This window comes from Shewanella livingstonensis (assembly GCF_003855395.1).
Lineage (GTDB): Bacteria > Pseudomonadota > Gammaproteobacteria > Enterobacterales > Shewanellaceae > Shewanella > Shewanella livingstonensis.
Genome location: NZ_CP034015.1, coordinates 3,269,583 through 3,290,584, shown reverse-complemented (window position 1 = coordinate 3,290,584; position 21,002 = coordinate 3,269,583). Strand labels below are relative to the sequence as shown.

At 42.0% G+C, this 21,002-nt stretch carries 19 protein-coding genes; 9 read left to right on the top strand and 10 right to left on the bottom strand.

Annotated features, from left to right (window positions below; translation table 11 throughout):
- The first annotated feature begins 6 nt into the window (after window positions 1-6).
- From EGC82_RS14230 to EGC82_RS14215, 4 genes are all read left to right on the top strand, one after another.
- Window positions 7-1,452: a methyl-accepting chemotaxis protein gene (locus EGC82_RS14230; protein ID WP_124731342.1), complete on the top strand. Its 1,446-nt coding sequence runs from the start codon at window positions 7-9 to the stop codon at window positions 1,450-1,452.
- Window positions 1,453-1,728: 276 nt separating this feature from the next.
- Complete coding sequence (locus tag EGC82_RS14225; RefSeq protein WP_244212471.1) at window positions 1,729-2,400, top strand: cupredoxin domain-containing protein; 672 nt, start codon at window positions 1,729-1,731, stop codon at window positions 2,398-2,400.
- A gap of 2 nt (window positions 2,401-2,402) precedes the next feature.
- Entirely contained in the window at window positions 2,403-4,736 is a 2,334-nt protein-coding gene (locus EGC82_RS14220; protein WP_124731341.1) for an EAL domain-containing protein, read from the top strand.
- 55 nt (window positions 4,737-4,791) lie between these two features.
- Window positions 4,792-6,012 carry a hypothetical protein gene (locus EGC82_RS14215; RefSeq protein ID WP_124731340.1) on the top strand — a complete coding sequence of 407 codons (1,221 nt, stop codon included), beginning with the start codon at window positions 4,792-4,794 and terminating at the stop codon, window positions 6,010-6,012.
- 265 nt (window positions 6,013-6,277) lie between these two features.
- On the opposite strand, the gene xthA is transcribed toward EGC82_RS14215, so the two are convergent.
- The 9 genes from xthA to EGC82_RS14170 all read right to left on the bottom strand — a co-directional run bounded on the left by xthA (window position 6,278) and on the right by EGC82_RS14170 (window position 15,176).
- Complete coding sequence (gene xthA / locus EGC82_RS14210; protein ID WP_124731339.1) at window positions 6,278-7,084, bottom strand: exodeoxyribonuclease III; 807 nt, start codon at window positions 7,082-7,084, stop codon at window positions 6,278-6,280.
- Complete coding sequence (locus tag EGC82_RS14205) at window positions 7,084-7,383, bottom strand: YciI family protein (RefSeq protein ID WP_124731338.1); 300 nt, start codon at window positions 7,381-7,383, stop codon at window positions 7,084-7,086. The genes xthA and EGC82_RS14205 overlap by 1 nt, the downstream gene beginning before the upstream one ends.
- A gap of 35 nt (window positions 7,384-7,418) precedes the next feature.
- On the bottom strand, window positions 7,419-7,970 hold the full coding sequence (locus EGC82_RS14200) for a septation protein A (protein WP_124731337.1): 552 nt from the start codon (window positions 7,968-7,970) through the stop codon (window positions 7,419-7,421).
- Window positions 7,971-8,468: 498 nt separating this feature from the next.
- Window positions 8,469-9,278, bottom strand: a complete 810-nt coding sequence (gene trpA / locus EGC82_RS14195; protein WP_124731336.1) for a tryptophan synthase subunit alpha — start codon at window positions 9,276-9,278, stop codon at window positions 8,469-8,471.
- Window positions 9,271-10,482: a tryptophan synthase subunit beta gene (gene trpB / locus EGC82_RS14190; RefSeq protein WP_101086751.1), complete on the bottom strand. Its 1,212-nt coding sequence runs from the start codon at window positions 10,480-10,482 to the stop codon at window positions 9,271-9,273. The genes trpA and trpB overlap by 8 nt, the downstream gene beginning before the upstream one ends.
- A 57-nt stretch (window positions 10,483-10,539) precedes the next feature.
- Window positions 10,540-11,943: a bifunctional indole-3-glycerol-phosphate synthase TrpC/phosphoribosylanthranilate isomerase TrpF gene (gene trpCF / locus EGC82_RS14185; RefSeq protein ID WP_124731335.1), complete on the bottom strand. Its 1,404-nt coding sequence runs from the start codon at window positions 11,941-11,943 to the stop codon at window positions 10,540-10,542.
- Window positions 11,936-12,979 (bottom strand): anthranilate phosphoribosyltransferase, encoded by a 1,044-nt coding sequence (gene trpD / locus EGC82_RS14180; protein ID WP_124731334.1) that lies wholly within the window; start codon window positions 12,977-12,979, stop codon window positions 11,936-11,938. Before trpD ends, trpCF begins: the two co-directional genes overlap by 8 nt.
- Window positions 12,979-13,581: an aminodeoxychorismate/anthranilate synthase component II gene (locus tag EGC82_RS14175; protein ID WP_124732661.1), complete on the bottom strand. Its 603-nt coding sequence runs from the start codon at window positions 13,579-13,581 to the stop codon at window positions 12,979-12,981. The genes trpD and EGC82_RS14175 overlap by 1 nt, the downstream gene beginning before the upstream one ends.
- Window positions 13,582-13,622: 41 nt before the next feature.
- On the bottom strand, window positions 13,623-15,176 hold the full coding sequence (locus tag EGC82_RS14170; protein WP_124732660.1) for an anthranilate synthase component 1: 1,554 nt from the start codon (window positions 15,174-15,176) through the stop codon (window positions 13,623-13,625).
- A 464-nt stretch (window positions 15,177-15,640) separates the two neighbouring features.
- Here EGC82_RS14170 and rnm point away from each other — a divergent pair, with 464 nt between their 5' ends.
- The 4 genes from rnm to scpB are packed head-to-tail and all read left to right on the top strand — an operon-like array spanning window position 15,641 to window position 18,619.
- Complete coding sequence (rnm, locus tag EGC82_RS14165; protein WP_124731333.1) at window positions 15,641-16,501, top strand: RNase RNM; 861 nt, start codon at window positions 15,641-15,643, stop codon at window positions 16,499-16,501.
- Window positions 16,498-17,118, top strand: a complete 621-nt coding sequence (locus EGC82_RS14160; RefSeq protein ID WP_124731332.1) for an L-threonylcarbamoyladenylate synthase — start codon at window positions 16,498-16,500, stop codon at window positions 17,116-17,118. The genes rnm and EGC82_RS14160 overlap by 4 nt, the downstream gene beginning before the upstream one ends.
- Window positions 17,119-17,157: 39 nt before the next feature.
- Entirely contained in the window at window positions 17,158-17,946 is a 789-nt protein-coding gene (locus tag EGC82_RS14155; RefSeq protein WP_124731331.1) for a segregation and condensation protein A, read from the top strand.
- 22 nt (window positions 17,947-17,968) lie between these two features.
- Complete coding sequence (gene scpB / locus EGC82_RS14150) at window positions 17,969-18,619, top strand: SMC-Scp complex subunit ScpB (protein ID WP_244212470.1); 651 nt, start codon at window positions 17,969-17,971, stop codon at window positions 18,617-18,619.
- 182 nt (window positions 18,620-18,801) lie between these two features.
- Here scpB and EGC82_RS14145 read toward each other — a convergent pair whose 3' ends face one another.
- Window positions 18,802-19,728, bottom strand: a complete 927-nt coding sequence (locus EGC82_RS14145; RefSeq protein ID WP_124731330.1) for a LysR family transcriptional regulator — start codon at window positions 19,726-19,728, stop codon at window positions 18,802-18,804.
- Between the two features lie 191 nt (window positions 19,729-19,919).
- Here EGC82_RS14145 and EGC82_RS14140 point away from each other — a divergent pair, with 191 nt between their 5' ends.
- Entirely contained in the window at window positions 19,920-20,999 is a 1,080-nt protein-coding gene (locus tag EGC82_RS14140) for an efflux RND transporter periplasmic adaptor subunit (protein WP_124731329.1), read from the top strand.
- The last annotated feature ends 3 nt before the right edge of the window (window positions 21,000-21,002 follow it).

The window sequence follows — 21,002 nt, the reverse complement described above, 5'->3', positions numbered from 1 at the left end:
GCTTATATGAAGCAAATTCAGTTTAGAAAGATTGATGCAATGTTGATTAAATTGAGCCTTAATGGCAAATTTATTGTGGTTTGCTCACTTGTTGCATTGATCACTAGTGTTGTTGCACTGATGAATTACCAACAAACTCACGACTTAATTGAGCAAACATCGTTGCAGCGCGTCCAAGCAAGCGTTGAAAGTTATGCCTTGGTTGCCAATAACCAAGGTTTAACCAATGATGCTCTTGAACAATTTGCACAAGATAACCAATTGCAGCTTTCGGGCCGCGACAACACCTTACGCAGTGGTGATGTGATAACGGTATCCGCTAGCGTGGGTAATCAGTTTTTAAGCGTGAGTCAAAATGTACAACAGTGGGAACAAGAGCCGTTAAGCCAAACTAATTTTATGTTGCTAATAGCACTGATTGGTTTATTGCCATTATTTCAATTGAGTTATTGGATTTCAACCTCATTAGGTGGCGGCTTATGGGATATGTACATTGCTATAAAACGTCTGGCTGATGGCGATTTAACCTTGCGATTAAACTTCTTTGGCACTGATGATTTTAGCTTAATCGCCAACGAAATTGACCGCTGCGCTAACAATATGAGTGAAATGGTGACGGCTATCCGCAGTAATGCAGACACCTTAGCTGTTGCCGCCAACGAGTTTACTCATCAAGCTAATACCAATGATAACTTAATTGATAAGCAGCATCAGTACTTAGACTCAGTAGCACATGCTATGGATCAAATGACCGCAGCTATTGCCGATGTGGCGCATCATGCAAGCGATACCTCATTAAATACCAAGCAAAACGCTAAACAAATGGATCAAAGCCAAAGTAAAATTAATGATGCCGTTAAACGTATTAGCTATTTGTCTGAGCGTATTGCTGAAGCGTTTTCATCGGTTGAACAATTATCCCGTGACGCAACACAAATTAATGCAGCGGTGACCACTATTGAAAGTATTTCTGAGCAAACTAATTTACTTGCGTTAAATGCTGCCATTGAGGCTGCGCGAGCAGGTGAGCAAGGGCGAGGCTTTGCTGTGGTAGCAGATGAAGTGCGAACTCTTGCTGGACGAACTCAAAAAGCGACTGTTGAAATTCAAAGCATGATAGAAGGCTTGCAACAAGGCTCTAAAAAACTGACCGGTATTACTAACGTGATTGTTGAAGAAGCTGATCAAGGTAGTGCGAGTATTAAAGCTGTTGGTGATGATATTACTCATATGGCTGAGTCTATTAATGCTGTGTTTGATATGAGCAGTCAGATAGCCGCTTCAGCTGAGCAACAAAGTGTGTCTGCTGGAGATATTGCCTCACAGCTAAATCAAATTCGCCAGCAATCGGATACGATTCGCAGTACCGCCAAACATGCTGGTGTATTAGCTAAAGATTTGAATCAATCGTCTAAAAGTTTAGCGGCGATTTTGAGTCAATATAGAATTTAGTATTTGCCCTCTTAGTCAGAGAACAAGTGATTGTGGATATATTTTTGATTAGCTTGAAATAAAGTACTAAAATATCGGGTCTGTTATCGAGTTGTTAAATGCTGGTTTTATACATTTGTTGGCTTAATGTCATCGAATAATGCTGATTATGTAAGCGATTAAAACTAGATGAACACTACAAGACTCGATATCTTCGAGTAATCATAGGTAGATTTAGACATACCAAGATTATTTGAAAGCTTTATTGCGCAATAGGCAAAATTATCAGGAGTATTAATGATCATCACCTCTACCCGCGTTATCGCGCTGATATTAACCAGTGTACTGTTTAGTAGCAGCACCGCGAGAGCGGCATCTCAGAATATTGTGGTGTTGAATGCCGAAGGGCAACCAGCACAAAATATGGTGGTGTATTTATTACCCACTAATCCTGCCAATATTGTTACCAGTATCGCCCCACAAAAAGCAGAAGTTCATCAAAAAGATAAACAATTCTCTCCTTACATTACCGTAGTACAGAAAGATAATGATGTGGCTTTTGTTAATGAAGACGATATTACACATCATATTTTTTCAGCATTAGGGCCCAAGCGTTTTTCATTTAAACTACGTCATGAGCAAGAACAACACGTGTTGAGGTTTGAGAAAATCGGCCATGTATCAATGGGCTGTAATGTTCATGACTGGATGTCTGGTCATTTGTTGGTGGTTGATACTCCTTTTTACGCTGTGACCAATGTACAGGGCGAAGTAACATTTGAACATTTACCTGCCGATGACTTCAAGCTCGTTGTGTGGCATCCACAGTTAACATTGCCTGATAATCAGCAAGTAAAATCACTCCATTTACCCAGTGATAATGCGATAACTATCACTTTGCAGGCTGAATTTGATAGTATCCCTGTCCAGCAAAGTTTAGATGAATTTGAATTTTTAGAAGGATACTAGTATTGCTATTTTTTAATCGTCTACAAACTCGGATTTTTGCTTTTTTTGTACTGTTAATTATTGCCGTATTGAGTTTGTCTTTTTGGTTGACGTATCAAGCTAACCAGAGATTAGAGCAGCAATATGTGGCTAATCAACTTGAAGTAGCAAGTTTAGTGTTTGAGTCGCAATATGATAATCGAAATTATTATTTGGCGGCATTTGCGGCGACGGCTGCTAAAGATTTTGGTTTAAAAGATATTTTTATTGATGGCGACAACCGAAGTTTTTTAGTGGCGTTAAATAATCATCGCAGCCGGATTAATGCCTCTTTAGCGATGGCCGTGTCGGCTGATGGTAAGGTTATTGGTCAACTCGTTGCCTCCCAAAGCGAGCAAGGTCGAGAAGTTGTTGCCTTAGGAACTGAACAAGACGACATATTTCGGTATCAATTAGGCTCTGAATTTGAAGCATTGAGTCCATTTTATTTATTAGATAATAAACTGTATCAAATTAAATTTTCCCCGCTTACCAGTGGTGGTAATAGTGTCATTGGCTGGGTTGGATTTGGTTTTCTTATTGATGATGCATTAGCTAATTCTTTGCATAAACTGACCGGTTTAAACAGCGGTTTTATGTTAACTGCCACAGATAAGATAACTGAGATTGGTCATTCTGGTGAGTCGTTTGCAGATGCTGAGGCCTCGCTGATATCAAGTTATATTATCACAGAGAAAACCAATCATGATTATATTTTATGGAAGCAGTTTTTAGGCGAGGTCGATGGACAATCTTTGCATGCCTATATGTATAAATCGCGATCTGATTTACTGGCTTCAATAGAGTCACAATGGTTACAACAAGTCGCGGTACTCGTCATGATGTTACCAGTATCATTACTGTTGGCATTTTGGATATCCAGCAGTATCACTCGGCCAATTAAACAATTAATTGCCCAAGCAAGGTTTATTGCTAAAGGTAATTATGACTCCCACGTGAGTGTTGATTCCAGTATTGAGCTACAACAATTAGCCAGCGAATTTACTTCGATGCAACAAGCTATTTTGGAGCGAGAAAAAGCCATTGCTCATCAAGCGTATCACGATCCGTTAACTAATTTAGGCAATCGTAACGAGTTACAGCGCATGATTGAACCCTGGTTGTTACCGGGTTCAACGATGGGCCTTTGTTTAATCAATATTCGCCGTATGACGGAAATCAATGTCACCCTAGGCCATGCCGTGGGTGATGAGGTGATAAAAGAAGTGGCTAAGCGTCTGTGTGAGGTTAATCCTGACGCCTTGGCTTACCGATTGTCTGGTGATGAATTTGTTTTAGCATTTAAGGATTGTGAGACTCACTCATTTGATGTGTTTTTAACAATGCTACAGCAGCAGATTGGCCAAGATTATTATTATCAAGATGTGATGTTACATTTACAATTTACCGCCGGGGTGAGCTTTTATAAACCAGATATTGATATTGTGACCTTATTAAGACAAGCCGATACCGCTCTACAACATGCTAAAATAAATAAACGTGATTACCAAATTTACGATGCTAATATTGATAAAAATAGCATTGAACGTTTTCAATTAATTAATGAACTTAAAGTAGCTATTGAGCAAAATCAGTTGGTGCTTTACTACCAGCCCAAATTAAACCTAGCCAAACAAAAAATTACCCATGTAGAAGCATTGGTGCGTTGGATGCATCCTGTAAGAGGGATTATTCCGCCAGATACGTTTATCCCCATTGCAGAAAAAACCATGCAAATGGACGCGTTAACGCGTTGGGTTATTACCGAAGCCATGGCTCAATATCATCGTTGGCAATTACGGGGTATTGATATGTGCATTGCGGTTAATATTTCAGCTGAAAACTTAAAAGATGAGCAATTTTGTCATTGGGTTATTAATGCGCTTGCTGAGCATAATGTTCCTGTTGCGGCGATGACATTGGAGATAACCGAAGATGCGGTGGTGTCTGATCCTGAGTTGGCGGTAAAGCAGCTTACCTTGTTACGTAAAAATGGCCTCACATTATCAATAGATGACTATGGAACGGGTTATTCTTCACTGGCACAATTAAAACAATTACCAGTTGATGAACTTAAAATCGATAGGTCATTTGTACAAAAATTACTTGAAAATGAAGCGGACCAAATCATTGTACAGTCAACGTTGCAACTTGCCCATAACTTGGGCCTTAAAGTGGTTGCCGAAGGCATAGAAGATAAACAAACCTTAGAATGGTTAACTGACCTTAAATGCGAAATGGGTCAAGGATTTTACTTATCTCGGCCGCTCCCAGAGCAACAGTTTAATGACTGGCTAAAGCAATCTGATTATCAGTAGGAGATTTATCATTATTTGCCACTTATATACCACAATAGTATGTTGCTTACTGTTAATGAGTAGCTGTGTTTATGCCGATACAATTGATCCGCAAAATGTTGAGCATAATGTCAGTGGCGTGATTGATGTTCGTGCGGGTTATGCTAGTGGCATCGGCTCTTATTTAGATGGTGGGTTAGGTAAATTTGGCACTGACAATGGTGCGCAATTGGCGTTGTCGCAGCTGGGGTTAAGTTATCATACTCAATGGGGTGATGCTTGGTCGAGTCGCATTGTGGCTAATGGCTATGTTGATGGTATCAATAATGGATTAGGTATCACCGAAGCCATAGTGCGTTATCGCGATATTCCCAATGGTTCTGGAGTTCGGTTCGATGTTCAGTTTGGCTTGATGTATCCGCAAATATCGTTAGAAAACGTTGCTACAGCTTGGGCATCGCCATATTCATTAAGCTATTCGACTCTTAATAGTTGGCTCGCAGAAGAAGTCAGACATATAGGGTTATCGACAACCATAGAATCATTAGGGAAGTATCGACAGTCTGAGCATGACTTTTCGTTAACGGCTGAAGCATTTATGTTTAACGATACCACTGGTGCGATGTTAGCTTGGCATGGTTGGACTCAAACCTCAAGGCAAACACTCGTGCAAGAAACGCTTCCCATAGCTATCATTCCTGCCATGGAAGACGGCGGTAAATTAGATGCACAAGCTGCCAATTCAGATCCTTTTACCGAACTTGACGACAGAATAGGTGGCCATGTGTTAGCCAAATGGACCTGGCGTAATAAAGGTAGTGTTCAAGCAGGTTATTATGATAATAACGCCAATACGCATATCGTGAAGCAAGGCCAATATGTGTGGTTGACGCAGTTTGGTCATATTGGAGCAAAATGGCGTTTACCTTATGGCGTCAGTTTAACCAGTCAATTTATGCAAGGAACGACCTTAATGACCTCCACTGATGGTTATCCAGTAGTTGATAACGATTTTCAGTCGGGCTATATTTTACTCAGTAAACGTTGGTCACAGCACCGTATTAATTTACGGGTGGAGGACTTTTCGGTTACCGATAATGATAAAACACTCGGTGATGATAATAACGAAGACGGCCAATCATTCACGCTTGCCTATCAATATCAACTTAATCGCCCCTGGTTTATACAACTTGAATACAATCTTATTGACTCAACGCGGCCCGCTAGAGCCTACCTTAATCAATCTATTGATTTAGTGGAACAACAATGGCAAGTCTCTAGTCGCTACTTTTTTTAAGTATGTGAAACATGTTGCTCTAAGCTGCTAGACTCGAGAAAGTTACTCTGCGTTTTCAAGTGAAGCCTTTTCAAGTGAAGCATTATCAATAGAAACGTTATCGATACAAGCGTTATTAATATTAGCTTGTTGAGCCTAGTTGGTACTATTTTAAGTCGATAATGTGCTACAAAAAAAGCTATTAGCAAAATTCGCTAATAGCTTTTTTGTTTCTAGTCGCGAAGCGATTTCGTTGCTGGCTTATCTAGCTTTATCCCGCTAACTATTAGCTAAACGTAGTCCAGATTGGCGCATGATCAGATGGTTTCTCAATAGCACGTAACTCATAATCAACATCTGATTCAATTAAGCGAGGCAACATTGATTCTGTCACCAGAATAACGTCTATTCGTAGGCCACGGTTATCATCAAAGCCCTTGCTACGGTAATCAAACCATGAGTAACGTTCAGTTCTATTTGGGTGTAATTGACGGAAACTGTCAATAAAGCCCCATTGTTGTAAACGTGCTAACCACTCACGTTCTTCTGGCTGAAAGCTACATTTACCGCTTTTTAACCAACGTTTGGCGTTTACCTCACCAATACCGATGTCTAAGTCGGTTGGTGAAATATTAATATCGCCAATAATTGCAATGTCATCACTTGGATTATGATGCTTGTCTAAATGTAGCATTAAGTCTTGATAATACTTACGCTTAGCCGGATATTTAGTTTCGTGATGAATACTTTCACCCTGTGGAAAGTAGCCATTAAATACGGTCAATATGCGACCATTAGGCTGGGTGAACTTACCAATAATCAAACGACGTTGGGCATCTGCACCATCAGTTTCAAAACCTTTAATGACTTCGACAGGGTCAGCCTTAGATAGCATCGCCACACCGTAATGTGCTTTGCCGCCATGGTAATGAACTTTGTAACCCATAGCTTCTACATCAGCAACTGGAAACGCTTCGTCATGCACTTTGGTTTCTTGCAAGCCAATAATGTCTGGTGAATGGCTGTCAATGAGCGCTTGCAGTTGATGCAAGCGAGCTCGTATGCCATTTATATTAAAAGAAACAATCTTCATTACGGCAGCACTCGCTTAAATGGCTTAACAATAACGCTTTTATAAACACCTGCAGCGATGTAAGGATCCACATCGGCCCAAGCTTGGGCATCTTCTAATGAAGCAAAATCAGCAATAACTAATGAACCAGTAAAGCCAGCTTCGCCAGGGTTTTCGTTATCAATTGCAGGATGTGGCCCAGCCGTTAGCAAACGGCCTTCATCGGCTAAAGCTTGTAAACGAGCTAAATGGTCAGCGCGAACAGATAAGCGTTTTTCTAAACTGTTTTCAATGTCTTGAGATGAGATCATGTACCACATATCGCTGCTTCCTTGAGTTGTTTGTATATGAATAGTTATTGGCCGTTAGTTGTTTGCGAATCATCATCTTGCATATTTTTATACAGATAAACTACCGTAATCACAGTGTTGATTAAGGTGAGGGCAGTTAAGCCAAATACTTTGAAGTTAACCCAAGTTTCTAGCGGTAAATTAAACGCAATATAGATATTGGCGAATCCGCACAATACAAAAAAACCAACCCAATACCATGTTACTTGGGCCCATATTTTATCGTCAACTTTCATTTCTTTACCCAACATGCTCTTAAGAGCAGGTTTCCCCATCATTTGTGAGGCAATTAACCCTATAGCAAATAAGGCATAAACAATGCTAACTTTCCATTTGATAAAGGCATCGTCATGGAAGAATAATGTCAGAGAACCAAATACCGTTACCATGGCGAATGTGGCTAAATGTACTTTTTCAATGTGTTTATAAATGAGATAAGTAATGACGAGTTGAATAGCTGTAGCAGCCATCAATACCGCTGTAGCGGCGTAGATGTCATAGAACTTGTAGACTGCAAAAAAAATGACCAGTGGTAAAAAATCTAACAGTTGTTTCATAAAAATCTCAGGCTAGGGGAAATACGATTGTGTAATTTAGGTGTTATGTTGCCACCTTAATGATGGCCGATTGTAGCATGATGTTATCGCTATTCGCATTAATAAGGGCGGTAATAGAGTGGATTATAAGCTATTCCCTGGAGGCTATTTTGCAAGCGCATGTAAATGTCGCTAATCCGTTTTGCGTGTAAAGCCGATATTAGTGTTAAGCACTGGTTTATATCACCGAGTTAGCAGGAACGAATTGTTTGATAACCGTTTATTGTTCCGAGTTGAGGCTAATTATATGGTTTGGTCTCAACAGATGTTGTTGGTTAACCATCATTGAGTCTAGTGCAATAGCGTGGCACTTTTTGTTGATAACAAAGGGTTATTCAGCACAAACTTTTCACGCTTATCGAGATATCATCAGAGTGGTTGTTAGATGACTAGCCAAACATAGCTGGCTATAGAAAAGGAGCCATATCAAGGCTCCTTTTTATGAGTATTGTAATAAAACTATACTGTAGTTGCTGCTTTCATCGCTGCGGTAAATTCTGCGAGTTTGGCTAATAATGTCGCTTCATCATGTTGGTGAGCTGCAATGATTTTAACCACGGCAGAACCTGAAATAGCCCCTGCAGCCCCGGCTTTTATCGCGGCACGTACTTGCTCTGGTTCGGCAATACCAAAACCTAATAGTGGCGGCGGGGCGTTAAATTCGACCAGTTGCGCCAAAATATTCTCAATTGGTTCACCCGCTTTGGATTCAGTGCCCGTTACGCCAGCGCGAGATAATAGGTAGGTATAACCTTCACCTTGCTCACTAACCAGTTTTAAAGTGTCAGCATCTGCATTAGGCGGTGCAATAAAGATAGGCGCGATACCATGTGCTTTTGCAGCCAAACTAAAGGGTTTTGATTCTTCTACAGGCACATCAGCAATCAATACAGAATCAACACCAGCAGCTTGAGCTTTAGCGTAAAACTCATCAATACCATTGGCGAAGACTAAGTTGGCATAGAGCAATAATCCGATAGGTAGCTGAGGATGTTGCGCACGTATTTTAGTGATAATGTCAAAGCAATCACTTTGCTTAGTACCTGCCGCTAATGAGCGCAGATTAGCACCTTGTATTACCGGACCATCGGCTAATGGATCTGAAAAAGGAAAACCTAATTCAAGCGCATCGGCACCATTGTCAACTAAGGTCTGAATGATTTTCATCGATAATTCAAGACTTGGATCGCCAATGGTCACAAAGGGAACAAATGCACCTTGATGTTGTGCTTTAAGTGCAGCAAATTTTGCTTGATAACGGTTACTCATTGCCGCTCTCCTGTTGTTTTTGTTTGGCCTCTAAAATATCTGCCACAGTGAAAATGTCTTTATCACCACGACCTGATAAATTAACCACTAAAATGGTTTCTTTAGTCGCTTCCTTTGCCATACGAACAGCGTAAGCAAGTGCGTGGGCTGATTCTAATGCAGGAATAATCCCTTCACAACGAGCGAGCGTTTGGAACATTTCAAGTGCTTCATCATCGGTTGCAGACTCATAACGAGCACGACCAATAGCGTTTAAATGTGCATGTTGCGGGCCTACTGATGGAAAATCAAGTCCGGCAGAAACTGAATATGATTCTTCAATTTGTCCGTCACTATTTTGCATTAACGGTGATTTCATGCCAAAGAAAATGCCCGTTTTACCGTGCTTAAGCGGTGCGCCGTGCATTGCTGTATCAAGGCCTTTACCTGCAGGTTCAACGCCAATCAACTCAACCGATGCTTCGTCAATAAAGTCAGCAAACATACCAATAGCATTTGAGCCTCCGCCAACACAGGCAATAACGGCGTCGGGTAAACGGCCTTCTTTTTCAAGAATTTGTTTTTTAGTTTCTTCACCAATAATGCGCTGAAACTCACGCACAATTGTCGGGAATGGGTGCGGGCCAGCAGCGGTTCCTAATAAGTAATGCGCTTTATCATAGCTACCCGACCAGTCGCGCATGGCTTCATTACAGGCATCTTTTAGAGTTGATGAACCTGAAGTAACCGGAATAACTTCAGCGCCCATTAATTTCATGCGGAACACATTTGGCGATTGACGTTCAATGTCTTTGGCGCCCATGTAGACTCTACATTTTAAGCCTAAAAGTGCACAGGCTAGGGCAGTAGCTACGCCGTGTTGCCCCGCACCAGTTTCAGCGATAATTTCTTTTTTGCCCATACGTCTGGCTAATAACGCTTGTCCCAATACCTGGTTGGTTTTGTGGGCGCCGCCGTGAAGTAAATCTTCACGTTTTAGGTAAATTTTTACCAGCGGATTTGGACTTAGGTTACGGGTCAGTGTTAGCGCCGTTGGGCGTCCTGCGTAGTTTTTTAGCAGGTCAGTAAATTCAGCGATAAAGCTTTCATCTTGTTGTGCTTCAACAAAGGCCGTTTCGAGTTGTTTTAATGCAGGCACTAAAATCTGCGGTACGTACATCCCACCGTATTCGCCGAAATAAGGGTTAAGCTTGAGCTCGGTCATAAATGTTCCCTTCGAGTAATCATGTTTTTAACTAAAAATAGTGTCGTAAATAGAAAATTAATTACGGCGTAATTGAGTAAATGCAGCAATCAGTTTTTGGTGGTCTTTATGGCCAGGGCTAGATTCTACTCCTGAATTTAAGTCGACCCCATAAAATCCTTGTTGGCTCGCGAGATAAACATTGTCAGGGGTTAATCCCCCCGCCAACATCGCATCTTGTTTATCATCAATATCTGCTTGCCAATTAAACGTTTGCCCGGTGCCGCCAAATTGTTGTGCTGACTTGCTGTCGTATAAATAACGATCGGCGCCAACCGATTTTTGGCTCACTTCGCCGTTGTTACTGTCAATTGCAACGGCTTTCCAAATTTCGGTATTGAGCTGTTGTTGCTTAAGTAACGCTTTTAATTCTGTGATTTCAAGTTCAGTTTCATTGCCGTGTAATTGCACTGCAAAAAGATTCAGCGTTTGGGCTAGCACGGCGATATCTGCAACGGGGTGATTAACAAATACCCCTACCATGTTTAAGCCAATATGACGTTGCTGCATTTGGGCGATTAATTCACTTGCTTGTGCAGGTGTTACGGCTCTAGGTGATTTTGGATGAAAAATTAGCCCTCCAAATACCGCCCCAGCTTTAGCTACTGCCTCAATATCGTCAATTCTAGTCAAACCGCAGACTTTATTGTTTCCAAAAATAAGTTGTCTGCACGCTAAATCTATATCGTCTTGCGCCATAATTGAACTGCCAACAAGATAACCGTCAACCAATGGATTTAACCGGCGAACCTGTTGATGATCATAAATGCCAGATTCACTGATCACTACTCTGTCGGCGGGGATCTGTGGCGCTAATAATTCTGTGGTAGCCAGATCGGTGCTTAAGTCGCGCAAATTACGGTTATTAATACCTATAATCGGTGCATTTAGATCAATCGCCCTAACTAATTCAGCTTCGTTACTGACTTCGGTTAAGCTATCTAATTGATACTTTGCTGCTTCGTCGGCCAATAAACGATATTGCTCATCATCAAGCACTGACAGCATCAGTAAAATGGCATCTGCACCTTGATGAGCGGCTAGTTTCACTTGATAAGGATCGACAAAGAAGTCTTTACAAATAATTGGTTGAGTCACTCTGGCACGTACTTTTGGAATGTAGTCCATGTCACCTTGGAAAAACTCTTCATCAGTAAGCACTGAAATACCTGCTGCGTAGCGAGTGTAAATATCGGCGATGGCTTCAACATCAAAATCTGGGCGAATAAGGCCTTTTGAGGGACTGGCCTTTTTGCACTCAAAAATGAACTGAGCATCAGGGGCTTTTAGAGCATCAAATAAGCTACGATCCGATATTTTTGGTTGCAAGCTGGCTTCAGGGAAACGCAATTTTAGCGCGGCAATATGGGCCACTTTAGTTTCGACGATACGGGTTAGTACATTACTTTCTGGCTTACTCATTGTTTTCTCCAGCTTGGCTCGCGGCAGCTAAATCGGTTAATAAAGTGAAGGCTGCACCACTGGCAAGTGTTGCTAATGCTAGCTGAGTACCTGCTTGAACAGAGTCACAAATACCACTGATATACAAAGCACAGCCGGCGTTAATGGCCACCGCATCTCGGTGAGCAGGCTGGCCATTACCTTGTAAAATAGCTTGAGTTATTAGGGCATTGTCCGCCGGTTCACCACCCGTTAACTGCGATATGTCTGCGCGAGTCACACCGAGTTCTTCAGGGCTAAGCTGGTAAGTACGCACCACACCGTCATTTAGTTCTGCCACATGCGTATTGTCATGCAATGCCACTTCATCTAAACCACTACCATGTACTACCATGGCGCGTTTCACGCCTAAGGCATGGAGTACATGTGCGATAGGTTCGATGAGCTCAAGTTTGTAAACGCCTAGCAACATAAACTCAGGGCTTGCAGGATTAATTAATGGTCCTAGCACATTAAAAATGGTCCGAGTTTTTAAGGCTTGTCTTACGGGCACTGCATGTTTTACTCCACCGTGGTAATGGGGCGCAAATAAAAAACATAAGCCCAGTTTATCTAAACACTGGCTTGCTGCATCTGGCGCCATGGTGAGCGTAATACCGCAATGGGACAATAAGTCAGATGATCCAGACTTACTCGATACACTGCGATTACCGTGCTTTGCAACTTTGGCGCCCGCGGCGGCGGCAACAAAAGCTGCAGTGGTTGATATATTAATGGTGTTATGGCCATCGCCGCCGGTACCAACGATATCAACAATGCCGGTTCTTATTGAGGCATCACTGCGTGGAAAAGGTTTAGCGGCTTGGCGTAATGCATCCGCTGCACCGGCTATTTCGTCAATGGTTTCGCCGCGCATTTTCAGCGCGACTAACATGCCTGCCATAGTTGCAGGTTGCATATCACCTTGAATAATAGCGCTAAAAACTTGTGCCATTTGCTCACGAGTTATCGAGCTACCTTGATAAAGGCGATCGAATAAAGCTTGCAGGTTATCCATTATGCGCCTCCTGCAAAGGTATGTTCTTGGGTTAAATACGCTAATGTTTGCGTCAGTAATTGACTACCTAAGGTGGTTAAAATCGATTCTGGATGAAACTGAAAGCCAATTGCTTGATGTTCTGGATGCAATATTGCCATTGGCATATCATCGGTGGTAGCAATAACGTCTAAACAGTCAGGTACCTTAGTCGCAACTAAGCTGTGATAGCGTGCCACCGGTAATGGTGAAGGTAAATTGGCAAAGACACCCTGACCATTATGGAAGGTCGGACTGGCTTTACCGTGAACCACAAATGGTGCCCGCTCTACTTTGCCGCCATAATATTCAACCATGGCTTGATGACCTAAACAAATGCCCAGCATCGGGACTTTACCGGCGACTTTACCAATCAGTTCCATCATGCAACCCGCTTCATGAGGCGCACCAGGTCCGGGGGATAACACCAATGCCGTTTTACCGGTTTCATTGATGAGCTTTTGTGCAACATAATCGGCACTGACATCATTACGGTAAATAACAACTTCACAACCTAAGCTGCGAAATTGATCGACTAAGTTGTAGGTGAATGAGTCAAAGTTATCGAGTAAATAGAGTTTCATTCCATTAGTGGTTTGTGTATTACTTTGTGTTGTTACAGTGCTCATAGGCCACCTCCCATTTTTATTGCCGAGATAACCGCTTGGGCTTTTTGACGAGTTTCATCTGCTTCGGCCTGTGGGTCTGAATCAAACACCACACCCGCTCCCGCTTGAATATGGGCAATATCATCTTTAACAAAGGCTGAGCGAATTACAATGCAGGTATCCATATCGCCGAGACCATTGAGGTAACCCACAGCGCCGCCATAACTGCCACGACGAGCTTGTTCTGCTTGGCGAACGAGTTGTGATGCACGCACTTTTGGTGCGCCAACTAAGGTGCCCATATTCATACAGGCTTGATAGGCATGCAGTGCGTCTAAATCTAAACGTAATTGGCCAGTAACGCGACTGACTAAATGCATCACGTGGGAATAACGATCGACTTTTAATAATTCGGTGACTTTACGGCTGCCGCTCTGGCTAATGCGCGCGATGTCATTACGGGCTAAATCGACCAACATTAAATGTTCAGATAATTCTTTCTTATCTAAACGCAGTTCCAGTTCGATGCGGCTGTCTAAGTCAACATCAATCTCACCTTGGGCATTTTTACCGCGCTGACGTGTGCCTGCGATGGGATACACTTCAACTTGATTACTGGCAGCATCGTATTTGAGGGCACTTTCTGGCGATGCGCCAAATAAGGTAAAGTCAGGGCCTCTAAAATAGAACATATACGGACTAGGATTGGTTAATCTCAGTGCGCGGTAGGCTCCTAGGGTATTAGGGCAAGGCAGGCTGAAACAACGAGAGGGTACCACCTGAAAAATATCCCCAGCGACTATGTGTTCTTTTAAATCAACAACGGTTTGCTTAAATTGCTCGTCAGTGATATTGACGACTGCGTCGGCAGCAACGGGCACTAACGGAGTAATATCGCCTAATTGAGTACATTGCTGTATGACACGTTGCAATTGCTGAGCTAGTTGCTCTGCTATGGTTTTATCTTGATTAAATTGGTGGCTAACAATCTCAGCGTGCTGAGTTTGGTGATCAATTAAAATGAGTGTTTCAGCAAGATAAAATAAGTAGTCGGGGCAATCATTGTGGGCGTTAGGCGCCGGTGGTAGTGGCTCAACGGTATCGATCAAGTCGTATGCCAACACACCACCTAAAAATAAATCTTCAAATTTAAGCGCATTGTTAGTTTGAATGTGTTTAATAAACATTCTTAAGCCATCAAGCGGCGATGTCGATTTTAAGCGTGCATCTTCGTCTTGTAATTCGGTGGCTTTTTTCAATGTTACGACTAGGCTGTCATGGTTTCGTTGCTGCTGAGCATCACTGAAAAAGTTAGCAATTGGCGTTAGTAGCGCCGCGCCATTTTGAGTCAACGCATTGAAGGTGAGTTGGTAACCGTCGCAACGGATCATCATTGCAGCATGAGTTAACACGATGCTTTTCAAATGGTCTTTGCTTTCTACCTCTGCAGACTCTAACAGCATGGTATGCGGCGCGTTATTCGTCACTTGCTGATATAGTTTTAACGGATCAGTGTGATAGGTTAATAGCCGTTTTTGCGTGGTAATCTGAGCGAGTTGGTTTGGTGTCATCATTGTTGTCACTATGTCATCGCTCCCAGTGTAAGGTGTTTTTATCATTGATTGGCCTCTAATATTGTGTAACCCGAGTGACTAAACTGAATGGGCCAAATAACAAGAAAGCCCACATCTCTGCGGGCTTTCTGGTAAAATCTTGTCTCTTAAAAATGAGCACAACGCTTCACACCACCCGTTAGTTTGGGAAGTGCCACCACCAAGTAATGTGTAATGAAGCTAAAGAGAGTGTCATTGTTAATCGCTATATTATGTCGGTGTTTAATGCCTATAGGAAAACCCAGCTAGCGGTTAATGTCAATTGAATATTTCTCAAATAGCATCAAAAAATGACAATCAGGAGAAATTCGGTTTATTTATTGAGCGGTCTAACTAACTTATGCCTAAATAATTTATTAATTGCCATGATTTATTGATAAATCCAAGCAGTATTTTTATTGGTATTCTTGTATAATAAACACATGATTACAGAGACTCTCTTGGCCGATCTTCACAGCCACACGACCGCATCAGACGGTCAATTAACACCAACCGAATTATTAACTCGCGCTATTGAAAAAGGCGTCGAGATGTTTGCTATTACTGACCATGACACCGTTGGAGGGTTAGCTGAAGCGCATCTTGCTAATAAAAATCACGTCACGCCATTACTATTAATTAATGGTTGTGAAATTTCGACGCGTTGGAACAGTTTTGATATTCATATCGTCGGATTAAACTTGGATATCGATCACTCAGGATTATTGGATTTTTTAACTCATCAACGTGAGTTGCGTGAAGTCCGAGCCCAGGAGATTGGCGAACGTTTAGCTAAAGCTGGGATAGAGGGTGCCTATGATGGCGCAAAAGCTATTGCTGGCGATGCTGCACTTAGCCGTGGCCATTATGCTAGATGGTTAGCTAATAATGGTCATGCGGCAGATATGCCTAGCGTGTTTAAACGTTACTTAGCTCGTGGCAAAACAGGTTATGTACCCAATAATTGGGGTGATATGGCCAATGCAATAGAGCATATTCATCAAGCTGGTGGCGTTGCAGTATTAGCTCACCCTAGCGGTTACAAATTATCGGCCAAATGGCTTAAGCGCTTAGTGCGTGAATTTGCAGAGGCTGGTGGCGATGCTATTGAAGTTATTCTTGGTCAGCAAACTTTGGATGACCGTAATAATCTCATCGCATTAAGTAAACAGAATAACCTTCTTGCTTCAGTGGGGAGCGACTTTCACTTTCCCAGCAATTGGATCGAGCTAGGTAAAAACTTATTCCAACCTCAAGGTGTGGAATGGGTTTGGCAATCACAACATTGGACGGAAAGAGCATGAGTCAATTTTGGTATATTCATGATGAAAACCCACAAGCTCGGTTAATTAACCAAGCGGTGGCAATTCTGAAACAAGGTGGAGTCATTGTTTATCCCACTGACTCAGGTTATGCATTAGGTTGCATGATTGGCGAAAAAAATGCTATGACGCGTATGGCGCGTATTCGCCAGATTGAAAACGACACTAACTTTTCATTAATGTGCCGTGATTTATCTGAACTGGCTAACTTTGCTAGGGTTGATAATCAGGCATATCGTTTATTGAAGAGCTGTACGCCTGGGCCTTATACGTTTATCTTCAAAGCCACTAAAGAAGTGCCGCGCCGTTTACAATGCGACAAAAAACGCACCATAGGTATTCGCGTACCCAACAATGTTATTGCGCTGGCATTACTTGAAGCTTTAGATGAACCTATGATGACCACAAGCTTAGTGATGCCTAATGAGCAAATTGCCGAGTCAGATCCTGAGCATATTCGCGATATTCTAGAAAATGTAGTCGACGGCATTATTCATGGTGGTTATTTACCTGAGAATCAAACAACAGTCATTGATATGTCTGAAGATGAGATGGTGATATTACGTCATGGTGCTGGTGATACCAGTGCATTTGAATAACCACAAGTGACAACCGTTGACGAGTCATCAAGGATAAACATGCAGGGCAGTCAGCAAAGCCTGCCTTTGGCCGTAGTTCGTGGCCAAGTGCTTGACAGCATGCCACTAGACTTGTTTATTCCACCAGAGGCTTTAGAGGTGTTTCTTGAAACCTTTGAAGGCCCGCTGGATTTATTGTTATATCTTATCCGCAAACAAAAATTAGATGTGGTTGATTTGCCTATTCAACAAATCACCCAACAATATTTACTCTATATTGAGATCCTTACTGAAGCGCGGATTGAGTTGGCTGCCGATTATTTGGTGATGGCCGCAACATTAGCTGAGATTAAATCTCGATTATTGCTACCTAAAATGGCCAGTGAAAACGACGAGGAAGAAGATCCTCGAGTGGTACTGATTCGGCAATTAAAAGCTTATGAAGTGATCAAACAAGCGGCTGCCGATATTGATGCGTTACCGCGAGTTGATCGTGATGTGTTGCAAGCATCAGTGAGCGCAGCCCCAGACATTAAATCTGTCACGGTGCCGCCTGAAGTGTCGCTGGTGGATATTGCACGTGCGTTTGGCGAAGTACTAAAACGCATTGATGCTAACGAAGATCATCACGTAAAGCGTGAACATTTATCTACCCGTGAACGCATGAGCCAAATTTTAGCTAAATTATCCAGTACAGAATACATTGGTTTTGAGTGTTTGTTTGATGTCAGTGAAGGCCGAGCCGGTGTCGTGGTGAGTTTTTTAGCACTCATGGAGCTGGTTAAAGAGTTACTCGTTGAGTTAGTGCAAAATGAACCGTTTTCACCCATCTATGTAAAAGCGTATTAATCAACGATATTCGAAGAGATCCATGAAGCCAATTAATCCTATCCAGCTAAAACAGCTTATTGAAGCCAGTTTATTTGTCTTAGCTAAACCATTGTCTGTTAAAGCCATCAAAGAAACGGTGTTAGCTGATTTTAGTGTGTCGCGCACGCGCATTCAGGAAACGCTTGATGAATTACAACAAGATTATCAAGAGCGTGGCGTGCAACTGGTTAAAGTGGCTAGTGGTTATCGCTTCCAAACTCAGGAAATACTCAGTGCTTACCTGCAACCTCTGTGGCAAGATAAATCCCCTAAGTATTCACGAGCGACCCTTGAAACCTTGGCTGTTATTGCTTATCGGCAACCCGTTACCCGTGGTGATATTGAATATATTAGAGGCGTAGCAATTAGCAGCAATATTATAAAAAGCTTAGCGGATCGGCAGTGGATTAAAGTGGTTGGCCATAAGGAAGTACCTGGTAAACCAGCATTATATGCGACCACCCCTGCATTTCTGGATTATTTTAATTTAACAAAACTTGCCGATTTACCGGCATTAACTGATGCTGATTCTTTACATGCATTATTTGAAAAAGCTCAGTTAAGTATGGACAGTCCGCTTAAGCTTGATGAGATAGTCAAGCCAGCTAATACCATCGAGCTCGATCAGCAAGACGCTGCAGTTAACAATTAACAATTAGCAATGACATCGATAGCGACAGTACCAAGATGGACAATACTACTGTTTACTCATATCACTAATTATCAATACCATACTGATAAGGTTAGGTTATTTTTTTATCTTTTATACCTACCATATACTATGACTGATATTAACTTTTTAGACAAGATTCTATCATCCCGATAGGCTGTTTATCAGATCCACACTTTTACTTGTGTCGACGGTGATTGATAACTGCCGCTCTCGGGAAGATTAGCTAGCATATAGTCGATAAAACGTTGACTAGCGAGACTTAAAAAACGTCTTGAAGGGTAGACTAAAAATACCACGGCTATATAAGGTGGTAATTCATTAAATAAACGCACCAGTTTGGCCTGCTTAAAATCCTCCTGACAAATCCGCAAAGGCAAATAACCGATACCTCGACCAGAAAGCGTAGCTTCATAAGCTAATTGAATACTATTGGTGCATAAATTGCCCTTAACCGCTTGCATAGCATCATTCGCCAAAGGTACTTCGCTAAAGGTTTTACCATTAGGGAAACGAAATAAAATCGAATTATGCTGTTCTATTTCCTCTGGCGAATGGGGCGTGCCCGCTTTAGCGAGATATTGCGGACTGGCAACAAAATACAACTCCTCGCGAATAATAGGCTTGGCCACCATATCTATTTCACTAAAGGTTTCTTGCACCATAAATGCAATATCGATGTTGTGCCTGACCATATCGAGTGGCTCAGTACTGCTAATAATTTCAATCGATAACTTTGGGTTGGCGTCCATAAAATTAAAAATCTTACTAACAATATCCATCATTTCTGGGATTGGAAAAATTAAGATCCGCAGATGACCATTGAGTTCTGCTTTATTATCAGTGATTTGATCTAATGTTTGCGCCAAATCTGCTAGCATCGTCAAGGTTTTTTCGTAAAAATGACTACCCGCTGACGTAAGCGTGATTGCGCGACTTTGACGATGAAACAACTTCAAATTTAATGACTCTTCTAACGATTGCAAGCGTCTGCTGACCGTCGATTTAGGCAAATTCAACAAGTTAGCGGCTTCAAGTATGCTGCCGGTTTCGACAATACGGTGGAATAATGCAATGTCTTCGGTTTTCATATTTTTTGCTCTGATTATAGTTGATAAGTCAAACTCAAATAATGGGATTGATGTTCCCAAATAAACCCATTTATTGCAACTATAATTCAGCGTATTGTTCGGCATAATTGTGAATTAACTGTTATTCCTGAAAAGGATAATATTGATGTCACCACACCTGTTTAAATCTCTGTTACCAAGGAACGTAATTGATGAAATATTATTCAACATTGCCATTGGCATTGCTTATTTCTACTCTTTTAGCTGGTTGTACGCCCGTGGAAAGCGCCGTGCAAGATGTGCTTGTGCGACCGGTAAAATTGTTTGAAGTGACACAGTCATCAGGTAATACCGTTCGCCAATTTCCTGCGCGAGTGGAAGCCAATAGTCGTGCCGAATTATCATTTCGGATTTCAGGTCAGCTTGTCAGACTTGATCTTGTTGAAGGCCAGCAGGTTAAACAGGGTTTTTTATTGGCTCAATTAGACGATCGCGATGCGCATAATAATTTAATGACCCGTGAAGCTGAGTATGATTTGTTGTTAGCCGATTTTAGCCGTAACCAAACGCTACTTGACCGTAAATTGATTTCACAAGCGTTATTTGACAGCAGTAAAGCTCAACTTAAATCAGCTAAAGCAGCATTAGCCGCCGCGAATGATCAAGTAAGTTATACCCGTTTAGAAGCACCTTTTAGTGGCACCATTGCAAAGCGTTTAGTGGATAACCATCAAATTGTTCAGGCAAACCAAGGCGTCATGACTCTGCAAAATAATCAACTGCTTGATGTCATCATTCAAGTGCCTGAAGCCATGGCAGCTATATTAACTCAAGATATTGCCAACGGTTTAGCCGCAAAGGTACGTTTTAGCGCAGTAGAGGGGATGTCGTTCGATGCTAAATTTAAAGAATACTCAACCCAAGTAACCCCGGGCACACAAGCTTATGAAGTCGTGTTTTCATTACCACAACCAGATAAGGTGCAGCTATTGCCAGGCATGAGTGCCGAGTTAACTTTAGCAACACTTAATGACTCGCAACAGAGTTTTAGGACTATTGTTCCTATTTCTGCCGTAGACAAGCAAGACCAAAATGGTGATGTAACCGTATGGCGTTATCAGCCAGATAGCGGAGATGTTAGCCCGGTAACAGTGATCCTTGGACGGGTGAGCACTGATGGTGTTGAAGTGTTGAGCGGTTTGCAAAAAGGCGATGTTATTGTTGCCGCAGGATTGTCGCAATTATCTGCAGGCATGAAAGTGAAGCCTTTACGCTGGCAACGGGGAGTGTAGTTG

Excerpts from the sequence above, each read along its gene's own strand:
- EGC82_RS14145 (WP_124731330.1), bottom strand. The coding sequence starts at position 19,728 with ATGAAAACCGAAGACATTGCATTATTCCACCGTATTGTCGAAACCGGC.
- trpCF (WP_124731335.1), bottom strand. The coding sequence starts at position 11,943 with ATGAGTAAGCCAGAAAGTAATGTACTAACCCGTATCGTCGAAACTAAA.
- EGC82_RS14170 (WP_124732660.1), bottom strand. The coding sequence starts at position 15,176 with ATGACACCAAACCAACTCGCTCAGATTACCACGCAAAAACGGCTATTA.
- trpD (WP_124731334.1), bottom strand. The coding sequence starts at position 12,979 with ATGGATAACCTGCAAGCTTTATTCGATCGCCTTTATCAAGGTAGCTCG.
- EGC82_RS14215 (WP_124731340.1), top strand. The coding sequence starts at position 4,792 with ATGAGTAGCTGTGTTTATGCCGATACAATTGATCCGCAAAATGTTGAG.
- EGC82_RS14160 (WP_124731332.1), top strand. The coding sequence starts at position 16,498 with ATGAGTCAATTTTGGTATATTCATGATGAAAACCCACAAGCTCGGTTA.
- EGC82_RS14140 (WP_124731329.1), top strand. The coding sequence starts at position 19,920 with ATGAAATATTATTCAACATTGCCATTGGCATTGCTTATTTCTACTCTT.
- EGC82_RS14155 (WP_124731331.1), top strand. The coding sequence starts at position 17,158 with ATGCAGGGCAGTCAGCAAAGCCTGCCTTTGGCCGTAGTTCGTGGCCAA.
- scpB (WP_244212470.1), top strand. The coding sequence starts at position 17,969 with ATGAAGCCAATTAATCCTATCCAGCTAAAACAGCTTATTGAAGCCAGT.
- EGC82_RS14230 (WP_124731342.1), top strand. The coding sequence starts at position 7 with ATGAAGCAAATTCAGTTTAGAAAGATTGATGCAATGTTGATTAAATTG.
- trpA (WP_124731336.1), bottom strand. The coding sequence starts at position 9,278 with ATGAGTAACCGTTATCAAGCAAAATTTGCTGCACTTAAAGCACAACAT.
- rnm (WP_124731333.1), top strand. The coding sequence starts at position 15,641 with ATGATTACAGAGACTCTCTTGGCCGATCTTCACAGCCACACGACCGCA.
- EGC82_RS14175 (WP_124732661.1), bottom strand. The coding sequence starts at position 13,581 with ATGAAACTCTATTTACTCGATAACTTTGACTCATTCACCTACAACTTA.
- EGC82_RS14225 (WP_244212471.1), top strand. The coding sequence starts at position 1,729 with ATGATCATCACCTCTACCCGCGTTATCGCGCTGATATTAACCAGTGTA.
- xthA (WP_124731339.1), bottom strand. The coding sequence starts at position 7,084 with ATGAAGATTGTTTCTTTTAATATAAATGGCATACGAGCTCGCTTGCAT.
- trpB (WP_101086751.1), bottom strand. The coding sequence starts at position 10,482 with ATGACCGAGCTCAAGCTTAACCCTTATTTCGGCGAATACGGTGGGATG.
- EGC82_RS14205 (WP_124731338.1), bottom strand. The coding sequence starts at position 7,383 with ATGTGGTACATGATCTCATCTCAAGACATTGAAAACAGTTTAGAAAAA.
- EGC82_RS14200 (WP_124731337.1), bottom strand. The coding sequence starts at position 7,970 with ATGAAACAACTGTTAGATTTTTTACCACTGGTCATTTTTTTTGCAGTC.